Source organism: Leclercia sp., assembly GCF_036780805.1.
In the GTDB taxonomy this organism is placed as follows: Bacteria; Pseudomonadota; Gammaproteobacteria; order Enterobacterales; family Enterobacteriaceae; genus Enterobacter.
In genome coordinates this window covers 396,934-411,659 of sequence record NZ_DAIQCE010000002.1, presented here as the reverse complement: position 1 = coordinate 411,659, position 14,726 = coordinate 396,934, and the positions used below count along the sequence as shown (strand labels likewise).

The 14,726-nt window shown below is 52.7% G+C and carries 14 protein-coding genes; 2 read left to right on the top strand and 12 right to left on the bottom strand.

Going from position 1 to position 14,726, the window contains the following annotated elements:
• Window positions 1–126: 126 nt before the first annotated feature.
• The 6 genes from V7Q49_RS11250 to V7Q49_RS11225 form a co-directional block, all read right to left on the bottom strand.
• Complete coding sequence (locus tag V7Q49_RS11250) at window positions 127–1,161, bottom strand: zinc-dependent dehydrogenase (RefSeq protein ID WP_333851223.1); 1,035 nt, start codon at window positions 1,159–1,161, stop codon at window positions 127–129.
• Window positions 1,161–2,672 (bottom strand): FGGY-family carbohydrate kinase, encoded by a 1,512-nt coding sequence (locus V7Q49_RS11245; protein WP_333851221.1) that lies wholly within the window; start codon window positions 2,670–2,672, stop codon window positions 1,161–1,163. The genes V7Q49_RS11250 and V7Q49_RS11245 overlap by 1 nt, the downstream gene beginning before the upstream one ends.
• A gap of 77 nt (window positions 2,673–2,749) precedes the next feature.
• Window positions 2,750–4,141 carry a PTS galactitol transporter subunit IIC gene (locus V7Q49_RS11240; protein ID WP_106992050.1) on the bottom strand — a complete coding sequence of 464 codons (1,392 nt, stop codon included), beginning with the start codon at window positions 4,139–4,141 and terminating at the stop codon, window positions 2,750–2,752.
• 11 nt (window positions 4,142–4,152) lie between these two features.
• Window positions 4,153–4,434 carry a PTS sugar transporter subunit IIB gene (locus V7Q49_RS11235; protein WP_106992051.1) on the bottom strand — a complete coding sequence of 94 codons (282 nt, stop codon included), beginning with the start codon at window positions 4,432–4,434 and terminating at the stop codon, window positions 4,153–4,155.
• A 62-nt stretch (window positions 4,435–4,496) separates the two neighbouring features.
• Window positions 4,497–4,961 (bottom strand): PTS sugar transporter subunit IIA, encoded by a 465-nt coding sequence (locus V7Q49_RS11230; RefSeq protein WP_333851218.1) that lies wholly within the window; start codon window positions 4,959–4,961, stop codon window positions 4,497–4,499.
• A gap of 585 nt (window positions 4,962–5,546) precedes the next feature.
• Window positions 5,547–6,611, bottom strand: coding sequence for an alpha/beta hydrolase (locus tag V7Q49_RS11225; protein WP_333851216.1), 1,065 nt, complete (start codon window positions 6,609–6,611; stop codon window positions 5,547–5,549).
• A 214-nt stretch (window positions 6,612–6,825) separates the two neighbouring features.
• On the opposite strand from V7Q49_RS11225, the gene V7Q49_RS11220 reads away from it, so the two are divergent.
• On the top strand, window positions 6,826–7,404 hold the full coding sequence (locus tag V7Q49_RS11220; RefSeq protein WP_333851214.1) for a nitroreductase family protein: 579 nt from the start codon (window positions 6,826–6,828) through the stop codon (window positions 7,402–7,404).
• 7 nt (window positions 7,405–7,411) lie between these two features.
• Here the strand turns inward: V7Q49_RS11220 and V7Q49_RS11215 are convergent, their stop codons facing one another.
• The 6 genes from V7Q49_RS11215 to paoA all read right to left on the bottom strand — a co-directional run bounded on the left by V7Q49_RS11215 (window position 7,412) and on the right by paoA (window position 14,170).
• The gene (locus V7Q49_RS11215) at window positions 7,412–8,614 is read right to left on the bottom strand and encodes a multidrug effflux MFS transporter (protein WP_333851211.1); all 1,203 of its coding nucleotides are present in this window, start codon (window positions 8,612–8,614) and stop codon (window positions 7,412–7,414) included.
• Between the two features lie 237 nt (window positions 8,615–8,851).
• Window positions 8,852–9,403, bottom strand: a complete 552-nt coding sequence (locus tag V7Q49_RS11210) for a nucleotidyltransferase family protein (protein WP_333851209.1) — start codon at window positions 9,401–9,403, stop codon at window positions 8,852–8,854.
• Window positions 9,403–10,338, bottom strand: coding sequence for an XdhC family protein (locus V7Q49_RS11205; RefSeq protein ID WP_333851207.1), 936 nt, complete (start codon window positions 10,336–10,338; stop codon window positions 9,403–9,405). The genes V7Q49_RS11210 and V7Q49_RS11205 overlap by 1 nt, the downstream gene beginning before the upstream one ends.
• 9 nt (window positions 10,339–10,347) lie before the next feature.
• A complete protein-coding gene (paoC, locus tag V7Q49_RS11200; RefSeq protein WP_333851205.1) occupies window positions 10,348–12,546 on the bottom strand; it encodes an aldehyde oxidoreductase molybdenum-binding subunit PaoC in 2,199 nt (732 codons plus the stop codon).
• A complete protein-coding gene (locus V7Q49_RS11195; protein ID WP_333851203.1) occupies window positions 12,543–13,499 on the bottom strand; it encodes an FAD binding domain-containing protein in 957 nt (318 codons plus the stop codon). The genes paoC and V7Q49_RS11195 overlap by 4 nt, the downstream gene beginning before the upstream one ends.
• Entirely contained in the window at window positions 13,496–14,170 is a 675-nt protein-coding gene (gene paoA, locus V7Q49_RS11190; protein WP_333851201.1) for an aldehyde dehydrogenase iron-sulfur subunit PaoA, read from the bottom strand. The genes V7Q49_RS11195 and paoA overlap by 4 nt, the downstream gene beginning before the upstream one ends.
• Before the next feature lie 278 nt (window positions 14,171–14,448).
• Here paoA and V7Q49_RS11185 point away from each other — a divergent pair, with 278 nt between their 5' ends.
• Complete coding sequence (locus V7Q49_RS11185; protein ID WP_333851199.1) at window positions 14,449–14,715, top strand: type II toxin-antitoxin system HicB family antitoxin; 267 nt, start codon at window positions 14,449–14,451, stop codon at window positions 14,713–14,715.
• Window positions 14,716–14,726: the final 11 nt, after the last annotated feature.

Below are 14,726 nucleotides of genomic sequence, written 5' to 3'. Positions count from 1 at the left end.
TATGAACAACTCTTGATGATACAGCGTTTCTTTTGAATTAACTACATGACCAACATCACAGTTTCAGCTCAACGTTCTGATAAAGATAAAATTTGATTGGCCCCCACCGGAGAAGGGGCCTCCCGATTATTCATCAGCTTTAATAATAACTTTCAACACATCATTTTCAGGATTGGAAGCGAAATCAATCGCTTCTCCAATACGTGAAAGCGGCCACGTATGAGTGATCATATCCCTGGTGTTAATTTTTTCTTTCTCAACGATTTCAATCGCTTCTTTCATGTCATACGGTGTGAGTGAATAGGTGCCAACGATTGAGATCTCATCCCTGAATAAACGACCGGCATCGATTTCAACCACCGGGTTTCTGTCAAATGGCGAGAACACAACAATCCTTCCCCCGCGGCGTACAACATTTACTGCCTGAGAAACAAGCGATGAGACTCCGGCTGCAATAATCACCACATCAGGACCTTTCCCCTGAGTGATTTCCGCTACCCGTGTTTCCAGGTTCTCACTTGCGGGGTCAATCGCATGCGTAACCCCGACCTTCAGTGCCAGCTCACGTTTGAAGCGAGACAGGTCTGAAACGATAACGGTCGAGGCTCCCTTCAGCGCGGCCAGTTGTGCACTAACCAGGCCGATTGTGCCGGAACCCAGGACCAGAACCGTATCTTTCGGATGGATATTGGATGATTTCAGTCCATGTAAACAACAGGCTACAGGTTCAATCATTGCCGCCCGGTCCCAGTCGAGACCATCGATAATTCGGTGCGTCAGATGTTCAACATGCAGTTGAGGTATACGAATAAACTCACTGAATCCCCCTGGCTCCAGGTTGGTTTTCTTGAACTGGTCACACAGCGTAAAGAAACCTCTATCGCAGTAATGGCAGTTGAAGCAGGGGACATGAATTGCGGTAACTACGCGTTCACCGACACGGTAACGAGTCACATCTTTACCGATTTTCACTACCTCGCCAGAGACTTCATGTCCGAGAATGACCGGGCCAGTAACAGTCTGATGTTGTGCTTTATGGATATCTGTGCCGCATAATCCGCATGACTGCATTTTGATGAGCATATCGCCGTCACCAATCTCAGGAACGTCGATATCTTCATAGCGAATATCATTTTTGCTGTAGTACACGCTGGCTTTCATTAGTTAACTCCGTTGCAAAGACGCTCAGTACGCATCTTGGATTCATAAAGGGGTTTATAAACTTGAGTGTAAATCTCCTGGAAATGAGCGACTGAGTTACTCTGCGGCAAATAACGCCGGGTTTCTTCTTCAGACGCTACCGGAAGACTTTCGATTTCCACGCCGATGGTTTTCGCTGCCAGCATCGCCGCCCCTTTGCTGACCGCTTCATCAACATTACAGGCCACAATTTCCCGATTAAGAATGTCGGCTTTTAGCTGAAGCCAGTATGGGTTTTTGCAAGCGGCACCGATTACATTAACTACGGGGTAGTTTCGTCCTGTCAGCGTTTCATACAAATCCAGCAAATTCCTGAGTTCAAAACACAGCCCCTGGAAAACGAATCGCAACACATCCTCTGGCCGGGACTTGTCGTCGAGACCGTAAATCAGCGCCCGGGACCATGTATTTCTTTCCGGTGGACCGCTACCTCGAAGGTGAGGGATGAAAATTCCGTCCAGGGTTCCTGCTGCACTCAGGTCCTGCTCGTTACGAAGCGTATCCACCATTCTCAGGAACGCTGGCATATCGAGTTCGAAGAGGTTTCTGAACCATTCAATGGCATACCCTGCAGAAGGTAACGAGGCATACAAGGAATGAAGGCCTGGCAGGACGTGTATACCATTCGAGACCTTTGCCCGGAAAAAGTTACGGGTATTATTAACTGCTTCAGTCACCACTAATAACCCTTCAGTGGTTCCTGTCGAATTCAGTATCTGGTCTTCACCCTGCAGGCCCACCGCAACAGAGCCACACATATGATCATGACCTGCAATAGCAACTCGGGTTGCTGTAGATAACCCGGTCAGTTCTGACGTTTCTAAAGTAATGTTGCCAATGGCTACGCCTGCCTGAACTAATGGATTGAATAACGAGGGTGATAGCCCGGCAGCATTGATGAGCTGTTCACCCCATTTCATTTCCTCTATGTTCAGAGCCATTGTTCGTGATGCCAGCGAATATTCTGAGCGTTTAATGCCCGATAACTTAAAAGCAATATATTCAGCCAGACATAACCATTTTCGACCCTTACTGGCATTACTAATATTATCCTGGAGCCACTTAATTTTATTGATGCTGTAGTTTGAATGCGCAGGGATCCCGGTTATTTCATAAATATCGTCAACATTCATGACAGACAGAATATTGTTAAGCTGCTGTTTTGGTCGTGTGTCATACCAGGTTAACGCGGGTCCAATAATATGATCATGCTCATCAAGTAATACTCCAGCCTCTCCTACACTGGCGACGGCGATGGCTTTAACCTGTTCGGCATCATCGAGACTATTTGTTATTACGTTAAGACCGTCAAGTACACCTTTCCAGATAAGTTTGACATCAAAATCTGTGTTTTCCCCATCTACAATTTTTGGTGTTTTGAAACTGCACTGATTTACTAATTCAAGCGAAGGAATTGAGAACAAACACACCTTACAATTTGTCGTGCCAACATCGATTCCGATCGTATACATCACTCTCCCCTTTTTATGCAAGGGACAACGTTTGTTTTATTCAGAAGCAGAGCCCCTCTGCTTCTGAATAGTCAGGATTATTTTACTGCCGGAATATCGCCCGCTGAAACTTCATTTTCTAAAGCTTCTTCCACTTTCAGCTGTTTTTTAGTCACGCGATAAAGCCACAGACACAGCAAGAAAATGACAGGGATAAGTACAAGGGCAATTGTATTTCCTTCGAACACTTTAACCGCCAGGAAACGATAGGGATTACCGCCATCAAGCAAACTGGAAATCTCACCATCTGTTTTCATTGGGAAATTCATATCCCGGGCAATTTTGGTCAAAATGGGTGCTGCAGCGGACGCAATATATAAATTCATTGCCAGGCAAGGAATACCAATAATGAATGCCCTGACAATATTTCCGCGACAAGCCAGAACGACCATTGAAATCGGAACCCAGATATTCGCAAGGTCACCCAGCGGTAGTAGTCTGTTACCCGGCAGAACGACCGCCAGCAATACACCTACAGGAATCAGCAGTAGCGCAGTGGACAGTACAGAAGGGTGTCCTACAGCTACAGCGATATCCAGGCCAATATAGAGATCATGACGGTCAGGATAGCGTTTCTTCAGGAAACTGCGTACGGCATCAGAAAGGGGGAGTAATCCTTCCATCAGCAGTTTGACCATTCGGGGCATAATCAGCATGACTGCACCAAGGCTCATAGCAAGGTTCAACACGCCTTTGACATCATACTCCGCCAGTAACCCGATACCCGCGCCGAGGATAACACCGAGCATCATCGGCTCACCAAATACACCAAACCGTTTTTGAATTTGATCCGGATCGGCATTTAATTTGTTGATACCAGGAATTTTATCGAGAATCAGATTACCTAGTACGCCAATCGGAAAGAAAATTACCGATGAAAGTGTTGGTAAAGAGATCCCTGGCAGGTTGAAATACTTCTGGATCATTGGTGCACACCAGTCCGCCATGACAAATGTAATTGCGGCAGTAACACCTGCAATCAACAGGCCAAAGAAGAAGCTGCCGGTGACACCATAAACCATGGCGCCGACCATTGAGAAATGCCAGAAGTTCCAGACGTCAATATCGACGGTTTTAGTCCAGTTCAAAGTAAGCATCAGAATGTTAATACCAATAGTCATCGGTACAACAAAAGGTGCAACTTGTGAGGCCCATGCAATAGCCGCCAGTGGTGTCCAGCCAAGATCCACTACAGGCAGGTCAATGCCGGTATGATTAACCATCTCTTTCGCCGCTGGGCCAAGGCTATCAACCAGCAAACCAAAGACCAAAAAAATACCGATGAAACCCATACCGATAGTTAATGCCGAACGTAACGCTCTGCTGAACCCGGTCTGGAGACACATTGCCATAATAAATATAATTATCGGCAACATGACTGTAGGACCAAGCCCCAGTATGTACTGGACGGCTGCGAAAACTTTATCCATCACGCTCACCTTTATTTTTTAAGGATGGCTACGATTTTTTCCAGCAATTCTTCTTCGCCAAAACCAGTAAGCAGAGGAAGACCATTCAGAACGGGTGTCTGTAGTTCCGTTTTAACGGCAGAAGTAACAATAATTAAGTCAGCCATGCCATCTTGTTTATTAATGGTACCAATATTGGACTGAATCGGTTCAACGTTAATACCCTGGCTTTTACAGTATTGAACGACTTTCTCAGTTGCTACCGCAGAGGTTGCAATGCCACTGGTACAAGCGAAGATAATTTTCTTGTTCATTTCAGACTCCACATATAGTAGTAGGAATAACGAGGTAATAATAAAACTGTATTTAAGACCACTCAGTACAAATTTTTCGTCAGAATTTCCATTACGTCATCCTTTGATTTCGCCCAAAGGATGTTATCCATTTCATTGCTGCGCTGAAAAAGCGAAATAAGCTTCATCAGAAATTCAAGATGTGCATCTTTTTCCTTCAGGAGTAAAAAGAAAATGACATGAACTTTCATCGTACAATCAGGATCCTCAGCCTGATTAAATACGATTCCTTCTGGACAGGTGACAACAACAAGTTTTTCTTCCTTTACATGTTCAACATCAACATGCGGGATTGCGACTCCCATCCTTTCGAGCTGCATGGCAGTTGGATGTAATTCTTCCCTGGCTACTAATGCATCTGGATAGGTCGACTCAACATAACCCTTTGTTAACAGCAGCTTACTGACTGAATTAAAAAGCATGTTCCTGTCTATAGGAGCTTCATTAAGTAATATCAGTTCAGGTTCTAGCTTAGTATTCAATGACATAACTTTCGGCCTCATAATTACTGTTAATTCTTTTAATTTGCTAATCCTAAGACGGGTATACTTGTCTATGTACAACTATGTTCAACTTGTTTAAAAGGTACTCCCTGCTTCACGGTGCACGCAACCTGAGTAGTGAAAATTTGTGTTTCATTTCACAAAAAACTCGCTTCTCTTGCACAGTTGCAAGCATAAGGTAATCTTAATTCCTTGATTTAAAATGTTATTTTAAAATGATGGCATCGGAGGGTTAGTCGGGAAGCACTATCGCTCTGTTAATTGGCTGGATTGCATGTATCAACGGAACATAGGTGTATGCGGTAAGGCGTAAGGCACGCTGACGGAAACTTCGCGAGTGGTGGTCTTTCTACATTCTGAATGCCGTAAATCTGGATGTTTGGAGCACATAGAAGATTGTTTCTGGCTAAAGATGCTTCAATCCACGTTTCCGTAAGTTTAACGCCTGCCTTTCGCTCAAAGCAGACATTCACCTTCAACAGTTTTCCGACAGGATTAGGCTACTTTATTTTTTATAAAGCTGATGCTGGTGTTGAGCCCTCAATAATGAGGGTTCAACACTATCGCTTCCTACTGCAGATCTTTTTCCTTCAGGAACTCACTCACCAAATCAGCAATCTGCACGTTATTTAAATCAGAGAACGGGAAGTGGGTATTCCCTTTGATTCCCACTTCTGGCAGATGCGTCACAGTGACATCCCCGCCATGCTTGTTCACCACGTCACGCCACTCACGGGCCATCGCCAGTCTTACGCGCCAGCTGTCCTGCGCGGGCATGGCGACAGGTTTATCCGGAATGTTATCGCCGTAAATAATCAGAATCGGGATTTTGGTCAGTGCCATAAACTGCTCCATTGGCACAGGCTCACCCTTCAGCGTGTCGAACGCGCTTGGCATAGGGGCAGGGAGTTCTTTTTCCGGGAAGACAAAGCTGCTGCCAGGCTCGAAGGCGACAATGGCTTTGACCTTGTCATTTTTCATCGCCGTGTACCAGCCTGGTCCGCCACCCTGAGAGTGGGTGAAGAGGATAGCGGGGCCGGATTTATCCACTACTGCGGACATCGCATCAGAGATGACATTGATATCAAACGGCCCGGTATTTGGGGTCATCTGACGGAAATACTGATTCAGTGCTTCTTTGTCGTGAGAGAACTGAACGCCCTTAAAATACTCTGGCCACACGCCAACGCGGAACTGATTGAACCACATCTGTTCATCCGGTTTAGGCGTAACAGTACCTTCTACCGTCGTGCGCCCGGCGCTACCCCGACGCGGCTGATCGACAAGATAGGTTGAGAACCCGCGACGAAGGAAGATGTTCTGGAACCCTTCGCGACCATCCGGCGTGCTTTCCCAGGTACGGGAGAACTGACCTGCGCCGTGCAGCATGACGATAGGATATTTATGCGGATTTTCCGGGATTTGGTAGAACACTGAGGCATGATCGCCATGCCAGGTTTGGCCAGCTGAATCCAGCGGCTTTTCCGCGTCAAATGTTCCTGGTGCGGTAATGATGGTGCCACCAGCAGAAAAGCTTCCCTGTTCCTGAATGACCAGCGGCTCGGCGTATACCGACTGAGCCATCAGGCCACCCGCCATCACGCAGATGGCCAGCGTTTTTAAGATTGTCTTCAAGATTACATCCTCTGTTATGTTTGCCGCTCAATCATATCTGAGTTGTCAGCGGCAATTATTTAGCGCCCCTGATTGCCCTTATTTGGCAGACTCATGAATGCGGACGATTATCCGGTTTGAAGAGAGGATCAACCCTGACGTGACCGGTAAAGTTCTCAGCTGGCCCGAACACTGCATTCTGACTTCCTGCGGGGGCGATATCCTCAAAGACATTTTGCTCGAAGCGCAATGCGCACCATCCAACTGCAACACTCAACCCTGGTCCCTGCATATTGTCGCAGGAGAGAAGCTTCGTGAACTAAGCGATGCGCTGACGGAAGATCTGAGAGCGGGGAACTACAGTCTTGATTTTACGTTTGATAAAGAAGCTTATCCCGAGCCATTCAGGCAACGGGCTTCGGAGCAGGGGCGCTCGTACTATCAGGCACTGGGCGTTGCGCGGGGGGATAGCTTAAGTCGCTCAGAAGTGGTCGAGCGTAATGTGAGATTTTTCGGCGCGCCTCATGTTGCCCTGCTGTTTATTCCTGCTGTAGGGGACAACGTTCGCGTAGCCTCGGACGCCGGTATGTATGCCCAGACATTCCTGCTTTCTCTGGCAGCTCGAGGTTACGCATGCGTTCCACAGGCAGTGCTGAGTTATTTTGCCCAAACGGTGCGTAGGCTATTGAATGTTCCTGAAGGTTTCAGGCTGCTTTACGGTATTTCTTTTGGGATCCCAGATAAAACGCATCCCTCCCTGAGTTACAGGGAAGGGCGGGTATCTCTGGACGAAAGTGTCGTCTGGCATCAATAACGACGTTTTATTTTTTTATCTGAACGGTCAGTGCCATCAGGGCGCTGGCTGCTGTAAACAACGCAATTATCCAGCCCATCGTCCATGGTGTGCCATCACTGAACAGGGCAAGAAGCAGTGAAGAGATGATGCCGCTGCCGTATTGTAACGCGCCCATTAGTGCCGACGCGGAGCCAGCCACATTAGGCACTGCGTCTAGTGCGCAAGCCGTGGATGTCGCCGCGATGATGCCATTCATAGAGAAGAACACGAACACAGCGCCGACAATCACGGTAATTCCACCCACACCCAGGCCGGTGGTGACCGCCAGCACTATTGCGGCAATAGCGGCGACGAATACGGCATTCCTGAGCAACGCTTCCAGTGGATAGCGGTGAACAAGACGTCTGTTGACCATGCTCACGGCCATCAGTCCAACAATGTTTACTGCAAACAGCCAACCGTAATGCTGCGGGTCAACGCCGAAGTACGTGATGTACACAAACGGGGAACCGGTGATAAAGGCGTAGGCTGCAACGTAGTAGAACGTCAGGCACAGAGTAAACCGCATGTATCTGGCGTTGGTGAGCAAGGCATAGTAGTTGTGAAAAGCTCTGGTTACGGAAGCTTGCGAGCGTTTTTCAGCAGGTAATGTTTCTGGTAACCAGAATAAAGACATCAGCATTAATATTCCGATAATCGCCAGCAGCCAGAAAATGGCATGCCACGAGGTGACTTTAATCATCTGCCCCCCTATCAGGGGCCCGGCAATCGGCGCGATGGCCATAATGATCATCAGAGTCGAAAGCATTTGTGCAGCACGGGTGCGGCTAAACAGGTCACGGATCATTGCTCGTGCCAGCATCGGGCCGGTACAGGCACCTAACGCCTGAAAAACGCGCCAGAAGACAATTTGCACGATATCCGTTGATAACGCGCAGCCCACCGAGCCGACGATGAATAGACCTAAACCGATAAACAGCGGCAGTCGACGCCCATAACGATCGCTAATCGGTCCCCAAATCAGTTGTGCAATGCAAAAGCCGATAAGAAACCCTGTGATTGTCAGCTCAGCATCACCCTGTAAATCTTTCGCCATGACGGGCATGGCGGGAAGATAGATGTCGGTTGATAAGGAGGTAACAGCCATTAGGGCGCTGAGAATGAGTAAAAACGACAGGCCGATTTTTTTAGCGGTAGCCGACTGTGTACGTGCCTGTTGATTAAGCATGATGATCCGTAGGATATGAAGAGATAAAGCATGTTAACGGGTTTGTGCTCTCAGATAATCAGAGAGGGAAGGATAGGGACTATGAATGGTATTCATTAATACTGAGTATCAGTAGATTTGCAGATCTCTGCTGTACTCCAGTTAAGGATTAATGAACATATGTTCTTAGTCGATCGCGCCAGCGAGGGGGCCTGGAGCTCCAGGAAGGTTTGCACGGCGTCTGAAGTAATGGTGATATTAGCGACGCAATGAAAAGCGCCCCTGCGCCCTCTCCAAATCCTCTACCGTATCAACATCAAACACAATTCCACTATCCTCAAGCCAAACATCCCCCACATCCCCCATCCGTCGCGCGCCCCTCACAATCTCCCGCGCCCCGGTATCCCCAGCCAGCGCCAGCAACGCCTCGCCATATTCCCGCCGAAACCCCACCGGGTGCCCCGCCTGTTGCCGGTAGTGAGGAACCACAATCCCTTTATCCCTCAGCGCTTCAGCGACACTCAGCAAAGAAGCGGGTTGGATCAGTGGTAAATCGGCAGGCAAAATCAACCAACCCGACGCCTCAGCAGTAGCCTCTACCCCCAGCGAAATCGACTCCCCCATGCCACCCGTACCGCCCTCGGGCCTCACGAGATGCCACGGAAGTCCCGCCGTTTCTACCGCCTGAATCACATGCGCCACAACAGATTTCCCGCCCAACAGCGCCTCCAGCTTATGGGTTTTCCCGCCCGAGGCGAGAAAGCGTTCGCCGCGTCCGGCGGCGAGAATAATCACAACCGGCCAGGACATTAACCCTGGTCCTGACGCAAACGCGCGGCAGCCACGTCTGCCAGAACAGACAGGGCGAGGGTGCGCGCATCCCTTGCTTTCGGGAAGATGCCGATGGGCGCTTTGATGCGGTCTATCTCGTCCTCCCGCCACCCCAGTTCACTGAGCTTTTGCCGCCGCTGCATGTGCGTTCGCTGGCTGCCCAGCGCGCCGATGTAAAACGGCTTCGCGTCGCGGGCGGCCTGCAGGACGGGCATTTCCCGGTGAAGATCGTGCCACAGGAGGATCACCGCCGTGTCAGTATCAATCTGCGAAGCAGGATTACCCGAGCAGGGATCGAAGTGACAAATGTCATATCCTGCCGCCGCCGCCAGCTCTGCCGTCGCCTGCGCTTCGATGGAGCCTCCGTGGATCAGCACCCGCACGCAGGGATGGAAGCCTGTCTCGATCCCGTTGTTATGCCAGCGGGTTAATACAGGCGCAGGCATGAAGGTGAGCGTCCGGGTCTGCGGCGTGTAGCGCAACCCCGCGGGCAGCCGCTGCTCGAGGCGGTTCAACACCGCCAGCAGCGGCTGCGCCGAACGCAGCTTATGGATAGACAGCGTGATCCCACCCCCACAGGGGAGGACAATGTCGAACCAGGGCGAGCCCTGACCATAACGCACCTCGCGATCCTGTCCTGTCGCGATGACGTCCAGCGCCTCAAATGCCGCCGCCGCTTCGACGCAGCCCCCGGAGACAAAACCACAGTACTGGCCATCCTCGCGCACCACCATCTGTGCCCCCAGGGATCGCGCCGCGCCGCCGCGTATCTCCGTCAGCATCACCAGCGCTGCCGCTTTGCCGGACATCAGTGCCTCTACCGCGAAGCGCAATATCTCCTGGCTGTCGTCAGTCAGAAAGGCCCGTTCCGGCGTTTGGCGCAGATCGTCCGCCAGATTAAGAAGTTGGGGCATTGTTCCTCCTTAAACCACGTCCGGCAGGTCGCCGATCAGCTTATCCAGGGTGATGGGATAGTCCCGGACCCGCACCCCCGTTGCGTTATACACCGCATTGGCAATAGCAGCGCCCACGCCGCATAAGCCCAGCTCGCCCACGCCTTTGGCTTTCATCGGGGAGGAGATGGGGTCGGTATCATCAAGGAAAATCACCTTCTGTTCGGGAATATCGGCATGAACCGGCACTTCATATCCCGCCATATCGTGATTGACGAAATAGCCCAGCCGGGTATCCACCGCCAGCTCTTCCATCAGCGCCGCGCCCAGCCCCATGGTCATCGCGCCGATAACCTGGCTGCGTGCCGTTTTCGGGTTAAGGATGCGTCCGGCCGCGCATACCGCGAGCATCCGACGGACCCGCACTTCCCCGGTCGCGCTATCCACGCCCACCTCGATAAAATGGCCAGCAAAGGTCGACTGCTGGTACTGCTTATCCAGATCGCCGAATTCAATACCGTCTTCGGCCGTCAGCGTGCCGCTGGCGGCGGCCTCGGAGATGTCCGCGCTGCGGGTGTCATTGGCGATCTTGCCGTCGCTGAACTGCGCCTGGTCAGGATCAAAACCCAGCTTCGTGGCTATGGCTTCGCGCAACTTCACGCAGGCGGCGTACACTCCCGAGGTGGAGGTGTTCGCGCCCCACTGGCCGCCAGAACCGGCGGATACCGGGAAGCTCGAATCACCGAGATGAACCGTCACTTTCTCCAGCGGCACGCCCAGCATCTCTGCCGCCGTCTGGGCAATGATGGTGTAGCTCCCGGTGCCGATGTCGGTCATGTCGGTTTCGACCGTCAGGTTTCCGGCGGCATCGAGATGCACGCGCGCGGCGGATTTTTCTAACAGATTATTGCGAAAACCGGCCGCCATGCCGATGCCCACCAGCCAGCGACCGTCGCGGACCTGTCCGGGCGTTGCGTTGCGCTGTTTCCAGCCGAACGCCTCGGCCCCGGTACGCAGGCACTCGATAAGCTGACGACGGGAAAAAGGCCGGCTGGGATCGGCCGGATCGACCTGGGTGTCATTGAGGATGCGGAATTCAACCGGATCGACGCCCGCTTTTTCCGCCATCTCGTCGATGGCGATCTCCAGCGCCATCAAACCCGGCGCTTCGCCAGGGGCACGCATGGCGTTGCCCTCCGGCAGATCCAGTTTTGCCAGCCGCAGGCCGGTATGGCGATTGGCACCCGCGTAGAGCAATTCCGTCTGCTGAACCGCCGTCTCCGGCGTGCCGCCGGGAAGATTGCCGGACCAGCTGTCATGGGCAATGGCGGTAATTTTCCCGGCGGTGTCAGTCCCGATACGGATATGTTGAATGGTGGCCGGACGGTGGGTGGTGTTATTGGGGATTGTCGGTCGCGACAGCATCACCTTAACCGGGCGCTTCACGGCGCGGGCGGCCAGCGCGGCCAGCAGGGCATCGCTTCGCAGGAACAGCTTGCCGCCAAAGCCGCCGCCGATATAGGGCGAGATGACGCGCACGTTTTCCTCCGGGATCTTCAGGGTCGCCGCCAGATCGGTACGACACCAGGCCACCATCTGGTTCGACGTCCAGAGGGTTACTTTGTCACCCTCCCAGACGGCCATCGAGGCATGGGGCTCCATCGCCATATGGCTCTGGTCGGGCGTGGTGTAGGTCGCATCCAGCTTCACCGCGGCGGCAGAAAAGGCAGATTCAAAATCGCCGGTGTTTTTATCCGGCGTATCCTCGGGAGGCTGGCTGACGGCGGGTTTTTCATCCTCCAGTGAGTACGATCCTTTTTCACGCCGGTAGCTCACCTGCACCAGCGACGCCGCCGCCCGGGCCTGCTCAAAGGTCTCTGCCACCACCAGCGCAACCGCCTGATGGTAGTGCTCTATCTTCGGCCCGCCCAATAAAGTGGCCGCGTTTCTCTCGCCTTTGCCGAGCGCGTTCGCGCTACTGGCTGTGATCACCGTTAATACACCCGGCGCGTTTTTCGCGGCCTGGGTGTCGATAGCCGCGATCTCACCTTTGGCGATTGCCGATCCGACCACATAGCCATAGGCTGCGTCCGGCGCGGTGTCATGCCACTCGTAGGCATAGTGCGCCATGCCGGTGGTTTTTAAGGGACCGTCAATACGATCCCGGGGCTGACCGACCACCTTCAACCGATCGATTGGGTTGTCGCCTGCGGGTTTATCGAATTTCATACCGGGGCCCTCGCTTCTGTCAGCACGGAGGCAAGCGTGCGCTTCGCCAGCGTTAATTTGAACGCGTTTTCAGGCGTCGGGTGCGCGTCGGCAAACAACGCGTTATAGACCGCCTGCGCCCCCTGGGGGAGCTGCGCATCGGCCTGTTCAACCCGCCAGGGTTTGTGGGCGACGCCGCCGAGCGCGACGCGTCCGCTGCCGTCTGGCTGGACAATCGCAGCAACCGAAACCAGCGCAAAGGCGTAGGAGGCGCGATCGCGGATTTTACGGTAGATATGCTGCCCGCCCACGGGTGGCGGCAGGGTGACAGCAGTAATCAGCTCTCCTGGCGTCAGGACGGTTTCGAGATGGGGCGTTTTCCCCGGGGCGCGATAAAAGTCGGCCAGCGGGATTTTGCGCGCCTGGCCGTCGGCAGAAAGGGTTTCCACTACTGCATCCAGCAGCCGCATCGCGACAGGCATGTCGCCGGGATGCGTGGCGATACAAGCCTCGCTGCCGCCGACGACCGCGTGCTGACGGCTAAAGCCTTCCAGCGCGGCGCAGCCGCTGCCGGGCAGACGTTTATTGCAGGGCTGGTTGGTGTCGTAAAAATAGGGGCAGCGCGTACGTTGCAGCAAATTACCTGCCGTGGTGGCCTGGTTGCGCAGCTGACCAGAGGCCCCGGCAAGCAGCGCCCGGGAAAGTACGGCATAGTCACGGCGCACGCGTTCATCGGCAGCCAGGTCGGTATTACGCACCAGGGCGCCGATGCGCAGTCCGCCCTCGTCGGTGGCGTCAATGGTGTCGAGGCCAAGACCGTTGACGTCGATCAGATGGGTGGGGGTCTCAATTTCCAGCTTCATCAGATCGAGCAGATTGGTACCACCGGCGATAAATTTTGCGCCGCGTTTATCTCGGGCGCTGGCAGCGGCCTCGGCCGGCGTTTTTACCCGTTCGTAAGTAAAGGCTTTCATGATTTAAGCTCCCCTGCGGCGTCTTCGATGGCGTCCAGAATGTTGGCGTACGCGCCGCAGCGACAGATATTGCCGCTCATGCGTTCCCGGATTTCATCCGCAGTCATTTCCGGAGGGGAAACCAGATCGAGCGTCACGTGGCTGGGAATGCCTGCCTCAATCTCTTTCAGTACCGCGACAGAAGAACAGATCTGCCCCGATGTACAGTAGCCGCACTGGAAACCGTCGTGTTTGATAAATGCCGCCTGCATGGGGTGCAGATTGTCGGGCGTACCCAGCCCTTCGATGGTGGTGATCTCAGCATCCTGATGCATGATCGCCAGCGTCAGGCAGGCATTAATCCGGCGGCCATCCACCAGTACGGTACAGGCCCCGCACTGCCCGTGGTCGCAGCCTTTTTTGGTGCCGGTAAGGTGTAAATTTTCACGCAGCGCGTCCAACAGGGTGGTGCGCGTATCGACCTCAAGTTGCTGACTTTTACCGTTCACGCGCAGCGTCAGGGGCAGGATCTCCGGCGGGGGCGTGACGGCGGGTTCGCCCTCGGCCAGTGCGCCACAAGGGTAAACTGCCGCAGTTGCCGCGGCGGCGGCACTGACTTTTATCAGATCCCGTCGGGACAGGCTGAAATCGTGTTGCTGTCCGTCTTCAGGGTATTCGCCTTGGTTGCTCATGCCAAGCCTCCGGTGTTTAAAGGGGATAAAAAAGAAAGAGGGTGCGACTGTGTCGTCTGTTTTTTAAACGTTAAGCATAGACGGCGATGGGAGCGGGATTATTCTTAAATCGTGAATGCGGTGATGAGGCGGGGTGATAAGTGTGAAATGGCAGGACGTCTGGCAGAGCCCGCATCTCAGCCGTATTCAAAATTTTTTTAATTTCAAAACAGCTTTTTAATTTGATTTTTGAGGCGTAATATCCACACCAGTTAAGTTGATTAGGATAATTCTCAAGGATGAGCCGCTCAAATACCCTCTTTATCGACGGACACAAAGCGCGTGTGACCTACGATCCCGTGATTGATATGTTTCGTGGCGTATTTCTGCATACCAGAAGTGAAGCCCGCTTTATGGCGAGCGATGTGAAAGCGCTGAAAGTTGCCGCCCGGGATGCGCTGGATAGCTATCTGTCCACCTGTCATATCGCCGGGGTAAAACCTTTCCACCAGCGATCGCTGATGGATTTGATTAAGCTGCAGCGCCTTAAAGCCATTCTGCATTAATCTCTTCTGAC